At 71.2% G+C, this 7730-nt stretch carries 7 protein-coding genes; 5 read left to right on the top strand and 2 right to left on the bottom strand.

Features of this window, described 5'->3' with window-relative positions; translation table 11 throughout:
- The first annotated feature begins 124 nt into the window (after positions 1–124).
- A complete protein-coding gene (locus FNX44_RS03025; protein WP_228449602.1) occupies positions 125–988 on the top strand; it encodes a MurR/RpiR family transcriptional regulator in 864 nt (287 codons plus the stop codon).
- A gap of 96 nt (positions 989–1084) precedes the next feature.
- A complete protein-coding gene (gene murQ, locus FNX44_RS03020; RefSeq protein ID WP_143646346.1) occupies positions 1085–2020 on the top strand; it encodes an N-acetylmuramic acid 6-phosphate etherase in 936 nt (311 codons plus the stop codon).
- 93 nt (positions 2021–2113) lie between these two features.
- Here the strand turns inward: murQ and FNX44_RS03015 are convergent, their stop codons facing one another.
- On the bottom strand, positions 2114–3337 hold the full coding sequence (locus FNX44_RS03015) for a lipase family protein (protein WP_143646345.1): 1224 nt from the start codon (positions 3335–3337) through the stop codon (positions 2114–2116).
- A 302-nt stretch (positions 3338–3639) separates the two neighbouring features.
- On the bottom strand, positions 3640–4458 hold the full coding sequence (locus FNX44_RS03010) for a MerR family transcriptional regulator (RefSeq protein ID WP_143646344.1): 819 nt from the start codon (positions 4456–4458) through the stop codon (positions 3640–3642).
- A gap of 641 nt (positions 4459–5099) precedes the next feature.
- Between FNX44_RS03010 and FNX44_RS03005 the strand changes: the two genes are divergently transcribed.
- From FNX44_RS03005 to FNX44_RS02995, 3 genes are all read left to right on the top strand, one after another.
- A complete protein-coding gene (locus FNX44_RS03005; RefSeq protein WP_143646343.1) occupies positions 5100–5357 on the top strand; it encodes a lasso peptide biosynthesis PqqD family chaperone in 258 nt (85 codons plus the stop codon).
- The gene (locus FNX44_RS03000) at positions 5354–5782 is read left to right on the top strand and encodes a lasso peptide biosynthesis B2 protein (RefSeq protein WP_143646342.1); all 429 of its coding nucleotides are present in this window, start codon (positions 5354–5356) and stop codon (positions 5780–5782) included. The genes FNX44_RS03005 and FNX44_RS03000 overlap by 4 nt, the downstream gene beginning before the upstream one ends.
- Before the next feature lie 77 nt (positions 5783–5859).
- Positions 5860–7617 (top strand): ABC transporter ATP-binding protein, encoded by a 1758-nt coding sequence (locus tag FNX44_RS02995; RefSeq protein WP_143646341.1) that lies wholly within the window; start codon positions 5860–5862, stop codon positions 7615–7617.
- The last annotated feature ends 113 nt before the right edge of the window (positions 7618–7730 follow it).

Raw genomic sequence — 7730 nt, 5'->3', positions numbered from 1 at the left:
GGCGGGAACTCGGACGGACCCCGCGAGGGTGCCGGCGCACGGCCGGGCGGTCGGGCCGGTACGGCGGCCGGGGGCCACGGGCGTCGCGGGCGTCGCGGCGGGTCCGCCGCCGGGGCCGGCGGCGTTGGCGGCGAAGGTGCGGACGCTCGCGCCCTCGATGACCAGGTCCATGCAGCGGGTGGCGGAGACCGTGGCCGGCGACCCGGCCGGCTGCGCGGCCCTCACCGTCACCGGGCTCGCCGAGCTCACGGGCACCAGTGAGGCCACGGTCGTACGGACCTCGCGGGTGCTGGGCTATCCCGGCTACCGGGACCTGCGGTTGGCGCTTGCCGGTCTCGCGGCCCAGCAGGCGTCCGGCGCGGCGCCCGCGGTGACGCCGGACATCAACGTCGACGACCCGATGCCGGACGTGATCAACAAGCTGGCGCAGGACGAGCGGCGGACGCTCGCAGACACGGCCGCCTGTCTGGACCCGACCCAGGTGGAGGCGGCCGTCACCGCGCTCGCGGCGGCGCGCCGGATCGACGTGTACGGCGTGGGCGCCTCCGGCCTCGTCGCCCAGGACCTGACGCAGAAGCTGCTGCGCATCGGGCTGCTCGCGCACGCGCACAGCGATCCGCATCTGGCGGTGACCAACGCGGTGCAGCTGCGGGCCGGCGACGTGGCGGTGGCCGTGACGCATTCGGGGCGGACGGTGGACGTGATCGAGCCGTTGCGGGTCGCGTTCGAGCGCGGTGCGACGACGGTGGTCATCACCGGCCGCCCGGACGGGGAGATCAACAGCTACGCCGATCTCGTACTCGCCGTCTCCTCCGCCCGGGAGAGCGAGCTGCGGCCGGCGGCGATGTCCAGCAGGACGGGCCAACTCCTGGTGGTCGACTGCCTGTTCGTCGGGGTGGCGCAGCGGACGTACGAGTCGGCGGCGCCGGCGCTGTCCGACTCGTACGAGGCGCTGGCGCATCGCCACTCCCCCGACCCGCGACATTGAGCCACGACATGAGCCACGACATCGAGCCGTGACGCCGCCCCCTCAGTTCCGACCCGACTGCCCGCGCGACCGCGCGGCCGAGGAGTGCCCTCCGCGATGACCCCGCACGACGAGTACCAGGAGCTGCGCGCCCAGCTCGCCGCCCTCACCACCGAGCAGTTCAGTCCGGAGCTGGCCGAGGTGGACCGGATGTCCACGTCGGAGATCGCCCGGTTGATGAACCGGCAGGACGCGACGGTGCCGGGCGCGGTTGCCGCGCGCCTGCCGGAGATCGCCGCGGCGATCGAGGCCGTCGCCGCCCGGATGGCGGCCGGTGGCCGGCTGTTCTACGCGGGTGCCGGCACGGCGGGCCGGTTGGGGGTGTTGGACGCCAGTGAGTGTCCGCCCACCTTCGACACCGCCCCGGGGCGGGTGGTGGGCCTGGTCGCCGGCGGCCCGCAGGCCTTGTTGACGGCGGCGGAGGGGGCCGAGGACAGCGGGGAGCTGGCCGCCGCCGATCTCCGGGAACAGGGGGTGGGCGCGGCCGACACGGTGGTCGGGGTCTCCGCGTCCGGGCGGACGCCGTACGCGGTGGGGGCGGTGGAGTACGCCAGGCGGTGCGGTGCGCTGACGGTCGGCCTGGCCTGCAACGAGTCGTCGCCGCTGGGTGCGGCGGCCGAGCACCGGATCGAGGTGGTGACCGGTCCTGAACTCATCGCCGGTTCCACGCGGTTGAAGGCGGGCACGGCGCAGAAGCTCGTGCTCAACATGATCTCGACGATCACGATGATCCGGCTCGGGAAGACCTACGGGAACCTGATGGTGGACGTCCGGGCGTCCAACGCGAAGCTCCAGGCCCGTTCGCGCGGGATCGTCGCGCAGGCCACCGGCGCGACGGACGAGGAGGTCGAGAAGGCGCTGGCGGCGACGGACGGCGAGGTGAAGAACGCGATCCTCGTGCTGCTCGGCGAGGTGGACGCGGCACGCGCGGCGGAGCTGCTGGCGGCGAGCGACGGGCGACTGCGGGACGCGCTGGAAGCCGCGCGGGGGTGAGCCCCGAACACTACGCGGACACGGCCGCCGCCGACCGGCCCGCGCCGGGGCGGCGGCCGGTCGGCGGCGTGAGGCCGGCCGGGAGGGGTGGCGTCAGCAGTTGGACCTGGCCGGCAGCCCCGCGAAGCGGGACTCGAGCCACAGGAACACCTCGGGGAACGCCGCGATGGCGCCGCCGACGTGCGTGGGGCCGAAGTTGGTGGAGAACCTCACGTTGGCCCCGGCGGCGCACCAGTCCTTCGACAGCTGGCGGCCGACGCCGTAGGGGATGGCGTCGTCCAGAATGCTGTGGTTGAGCAGGACGGGCACCTTCGGCGCCCGCTTGCCGATGCGCTGCTCCTCGATGATCGGCTTCCAGCGCGGGTCCTGGAGGTAGTCGGCGATGGGCTTGCCGTTGGCGGTGAGTCGGCGGCTGTCGGTGAACGCGTGGCGGGCGACGGCCTCGATGGTGCAGTACCGCTCGGACTGCTTGATGAAGTTCCGGCCGCGCTCGTTGAGGTAGGGGTCGGTGTCGACGTCGTAGCCCTCGGAGAGGCCGACGACCGCGTAGCCGAGGAAGCCCGCGTACGGCGAGCGGTCCAACCGCTTGGCGACGGCGTTGAGTTCGGCGGGCACGGCACCCGCGGCGACGCCCTTGAGGTGCAGCTCGGGGGCGTAGGTCGGGGCGAGTTCGGCGGCCGCGGCCGCCGCTCCGCCGCCCTGGGAGTAGCCGGTCACGGCGACGGGGCCGGCCGCGGGCACGCGCGATCCGGGCAGCCGCTGGGCGGCCCGGGCGGCGTCGAGGACGGCGTTGCCGGAGGTCTGCCGGTTGATGTAGGTGTGGCGGCCGGGTGTGCCGAGTCCCTCGTAGTCGGTCATGACAACCGCGTAGCCGCGTGCGATGAGGCCCTTGACGAACAGGCCCTCGTACTCGGTGCCGGCGGCGAGCTGCCGGGAGGGCGCGCAGTGGTCGCCGATGCCCTGGGTGCCGGCGGCGTAGCTGACCAGGGGGCGTTCGCCCTTGCCGATCCAGGGGGCCTTCGGGGTGATGACCGTTCCGCTGACGGCGGTGGGCCGCCCCTGGCCGTCGGTGCTGCGGTACATGATCCGCTGGACGTCGGCGTCCACCTTGATGAGCTTCAGCGGATCGAGGTAGAAGGTCGACGGTTCGGCGCGGATGATGTCGCCGTTGTTCGTCGGCAGGTTGACGGGCGGTTGGTAGAAGGGCGGACGCTCCTCGGTGGCCTGGGCGGTGCCGGCGGTGGTGAGCAGTCCGAATGACGCCGTGGTGGCGAGAAGCACGAGGCCCGAGCAGACTCGGCGCAGGGGTGACTTCACTGACACTCCAGGAATGCGGCTCGAGGCGACCACCCGTGTGGGGCGGGGGCCGCGGTGGGGGTGCGACGCGTCGACGGCCGCGCTGTCCTACACGGCCGTCGCAAAGGCTCAGAACAGAACCTACGGGTCAGTAGGTTCTGGTTGGAGAATGCGGCCGCCCACCCGGAGTGTCAATGAGATGAGCAGTGCTAGTTTTTCACTCGCGGCCATGTTATGGCCAAGCCCGAAGGGCGCGAACGGGGAGTCGCGACACGCTCGCGCGCCGCGACTCCCCGCAGGTCAGCGAGGCGTCACCCGGGTTGTCAGACGCGAGCCACCGGCTCCTGGAGTTCGGTCACCCAGTTCTCCGGACCGCCCTCACACGAGAGGCTCACCTCCCTCGGGATGCCCGTCGAGCGGTAGCCGTTGCCGTCGATCCAACGGGCGAGTCGCTGGATCGACGGCATCACCCGATCCATCGACCCGTGGTGCACGACGGTGGCGGCGCTCTCCAGGCCGGGCAGGTCGACCACGTCGAACGGGTGGGCGGGATCCGGCTCCGCCGCCACGGTCACGCCCGCGTGCACCCGGACGGCACCGTCGTCCAGCGGCTCGTAGTACGCGACGCCCGGGCCGCTCACCGCGACCCCCGCGCGGTCCAACTCCTCCAGCAGTCTGGCGTAAAGCGGCTGGATCACCGGACCGATGGACGCCGGCTCCAGCTCCTCCGCGACGGCGGACAGCTCCGCCAGTCGCACCGGAGGCACGCTCTTCAGCACGATGTCGTCGTCGGACATGTGTCCCTCACTCTCGATCACCTGGAGCCTCGCCTCAACCTGCGCCAACCGCTCCGTGTCGGCGGCGATCGCCGCCGCCAGCTCACTACGGCGAAGCCGCAGCATGCCGCGCAGTTCCGCGGTGCCGATCCGCTCGTCGAGCAGCTCCGCGACCTGCTGGAGCCCGAACCCCAGCTCCTTGAGCGCGATGATCCGGTTCAGCCTGCTCAGCTGGTCGGCGGTGTAGCGCCGGTAGCCGGTGAACGGGTCGACACGGGCGGGGCGCAGCAGCCCCACGGCGTCGTAGTGGCGCAACATGCGCACCGACACGCCGCCGAACCTGGCGAAGTCTCCGATACTCAACATGACACCTCCACGGAACCGCCTCACACAGTGTGAGAGTCAACCTCTCACTCCCGGGGCTCCGGCCCGCGCCGGCACGCGCCGGCACGCCCGACCCGCTGACGGCGGACAGCGAACGGCGAACGGCGAACGGCGAACGGCGAACGGCGAACGGGGCCGAGGATCGTGGGAAGAATGTCACCGGAACAGGGAACTCCGGATTCCGCCCGGTGCTAATAGCGCGCCCCCGAACTCCACGTGCCCCACGATGGTTTCGGAATCCGGCGTTCCGAATGCATTCGGAACCCCTGTGGTAACGTGGCCGGCATGAGGGGGATTAGACGTATCCGGTGTTGTCCGCTGAGGCCACCGACCAGGATCTCGCCGATCAACTGACCAACCGGCGGGAGCTGTCCGACAGCAGTCGTGCAGGCTGACCACTGCCCGGCCGGGACATCGAGCTGACGGCCGCGTCGAAACAACCGCGCGTCATTCACGCGCTCAGCAACCGAACACATCACTTCGCACACTGACCTCTGCCCGTACTGACGGCCGAGGTCGTCTCTGCGACCTTCGGGGGAGGGCGCGGGTGCGGCTTCCCCCGAAGGACCCTGTCCTCGGGGTGCGGTGCGCGCCCTGCCGATTCAAGAGGTAAGAGATCCACTATGACCGTTCGCCTCCAGTCACACATAAAGGTCACCAAGGTCGAAGGCGGCTCGGTGATCCTCGACGAACAGAGCGGCCAGTACTGGCAGATGAACTCCACGGCGGCCACGGCACTCGACATCCTGCTGGACAAGGGCAGTGTCGAGGCCGCGGCGACCACCCTGGCGGAGTCCTACGACGTGGACGCCGAGCAGGCCCGGTCGGACGTGGAATCCCTCCTGGCGTCGCTGCGGTCGGCGTCCCTGGTGGTGGAATGAGCACGCCGGAGGCGCTGGCGGCGCGGACTCACGTTCCCTTCGGCCGGAGGATGTTCGTCCGCGTGGTCGTCGGGGTGGCGAGAGTGCTCGCCAAACTGCCGCCCAGCCGCCTGTCGGCGCTGATGACCAGGGCGCGGGGCAACGCCCCGGCGGCCAGTGCGGCGCAGGCGCTGCGGGCCCGCGAGGAGGTCACCTCGACAAGTCTCCACTGCGCCGGGGAGGGCTGTCTGCCGCGCTCGATAGCCACCGCGCTGCTGTGCCGGGTACGCGGCCGCTGGCCCACGTGGTGCGTCGGCGCACGCCTGGAGCCGTTCCTCGCCCACGCGTGGGTGGAGGCCGAGGGCCGTCCCGTCGGCGAGCCGTTCCAGGACGGCTACTTCGGCGTGCTGATGCGCGTGCCTCCCAGGGCCGACACGGCCGCCTGACCAGGGCGCCGCCGCGACGCGTGCGCCGCAGTGAGAATCCCGCCCCGTCCGGGGCGCATGTCCGAGGGGGAGGAAACGTGAACCCCAAAACGGCCGAGTCCGTCGATAGCGCCGTCCTCGAGCCGCCCCGGGAGAAGGTGGGGGTCGCGGCGCTGGTGCGGCTGCTGGGCGCGCATCGCGGGGCCCTCGCGTGGTCCTCCGTACTGACGATCACGGCGTCCCTGCTCCGGCTGGCCGTCCCGCTGTTGGCCATGCGTGCCGTGGAGAACCAGGACGGCCGGGTGGCCGCGATCGTCGCGCTGGCCGCCTTGTTCGCCCTCCAGGCAGGCGCGTCCTCGGTCGGGGCCTATCTGCTCCAGCGCACCAGCGAGTCCGTGGTACTGCGGTTGCGCCGCGCCCTGGTCCCGCGGCTGCTGTCGGCCCGGGTCCGCCTCCACGACGAACACCGCGTCGGCGACCTGCTGTCCCGGGCGACCACGGACGTGGGGGCCATCCGGGAGGTCGTGATGCGCGGGCTTGTCGACCTGCTCACCGGGACGGTCACCATCATCGGCGCCATGGCGCTGATGATCTGGCTCGACTGGCGGTTGTTCCTGCTCACGGTGTTGCCGGTGACCATCGGCGTCGCGCTGGTCTTCACCGTGCTGGCCGGTATCCGCGCCGCCGCCCTGCGGGCGCAGGCCAGTCTCGGGGCCTTCGCCGCCGACATGGAGCGCGCACTCTCCGCCATCCGCACGGTGAAGGCGAACAACGCCGAACCGCGTGAGGCGAAGCGCATCGGAGGGCACGCAGACGACTCCTACACGGCCGGGGTGCGGGTGGCGAAGCTCGAGTCGCTGGTCACCCCTGCGATGGAGCTCGCGGCCAACGGCTCCATGCTGGTCGTCGTCCTGGTGGGCGGGATGCGGGTTGCGGACGGCAGCACGTCCCTCGGGCAACTGGTCGCCTTCCTGATGGCCCTCATGTACACGGTGATGCCGCTCGCCGGGATCTTCGGCATCGCGAGCATGGTGCAGAAGGGCCTGGCCTCGCTCGGGCGCATCCAGGAAGTCGTGTCGGCGCCCGCCGAGTCGGGGCGGACCGCCCCCGCCGCTGTCCCGGAGCCCGCCGCGACGGCCCCCGCTCTGGAGTTCCGGAACGTGTCCTTCTCGTACGGGCGCGGACTGGCGCTCTCCGGGGCCTCCTTCCAGGTCGAGGCGGGGACCTTCACCGCGCTGGTAGGGCTCTCGGGAGCCGGCAAGTCCACCGTCTTCTCCCTCGCCGAACGCTTCTACGAGCCGCAGGACGGCGAGATACTGATCAACGGCGTACCGGTGGACCGGTTCCCCTCCCCGCAGGCCGTGCGGTCGCGCACCGCGCTGGTGGAGCAGAGCTGCCCCGTACTGCACGGCACGCTTCGGGAGAACCTTGTCTACGGCAGGCCCGACGCCACGGACGAGGAGATAGCCGACGTCGTTCACCGGGTGCGGCTCGACGGTCTGATCGCGAAGCTGCCTCGCGGCCTCGACACACTCGTCGGCGACCACGGCTCAGCGCTCTCCGGCGGGGAGAGGCAACGCGTGGCCATCGCGCGGGCGGTGCTGCGCAGACCCGGCCTGCTGCTCCTTGACGAACCGACGTCCGCCCTCGACCCGGTCAACGAGGCGGCGCTCAGCGCCGTCATCAAGGAGGTCTCCACCTCGTGCGCCACGCTTGTCATCGCTCATCGGATATCAACGATCAGACAGGCGGAGAAAATCATCGTGCTCGACGCCGGAAAGGTGGTGGGCGTGGGTTCCCACGACGACCTGGTACGCGATAACACCTTCTACCAGGCTCTGGCATTGAGTCGTTGATGCCGTAACACCGCCCAGAAGCCCACCCGGAACCCCTTGGTGCCAATTCACCGAGGGGCCCGAGTCATGCCCTTGGACCCGTTTATCTGAATCATTGCGAACAAGCCCACAGA

This window comes from Streptomyces alkaliterrae (assembly GCF_007097205.2).
Taxonomy (GTDB): domain Bacteria; phylum Actinomycetota; class Actinomycetes; order Streptomycetales; family Streptomycetaceae; genus Streptomyces; species Streptomyces alkaliterrae.
Note: the sequence above shows the minus strand (reverse complement) of the source record. Positions and strands in the feature narration are given on the sequence as shown.

What these genes read in the sequence shown, in the direction of transcription:
- FNX44_RS03000 (WP_143646342.1), top strand. Translation starts at nt 5,354, where the DNA reads ATGAGCACGCCGGAGGCGCTGGCGGCGCGGACTCACGTTCCCTTCGGC.
- FNX44_RS03005 (WP_143646343.1), top strand. Translation starts at nt 5,100, where the DNA reads ATGACCGTTCGCCTCCAGTCACACATAAAGGTCACCAAGGTCGAAGGC.
- FNX44_RS03010 (WP_143646344.1), bottom strand. Translation starts at nt 4,458, where the DNA reads ATGTTGAGTATCGGAGACTTCGCCAGGTTCGGCGGCGTGTCGGTGCGC.
- murQ (WP_143646346.1), top strand. Translation starts at nt 1,085, where the DNA reads ATGACCCCGCACGACGAGTACCAGGAGCTGCGCGCCCAGCTCGCCGCC.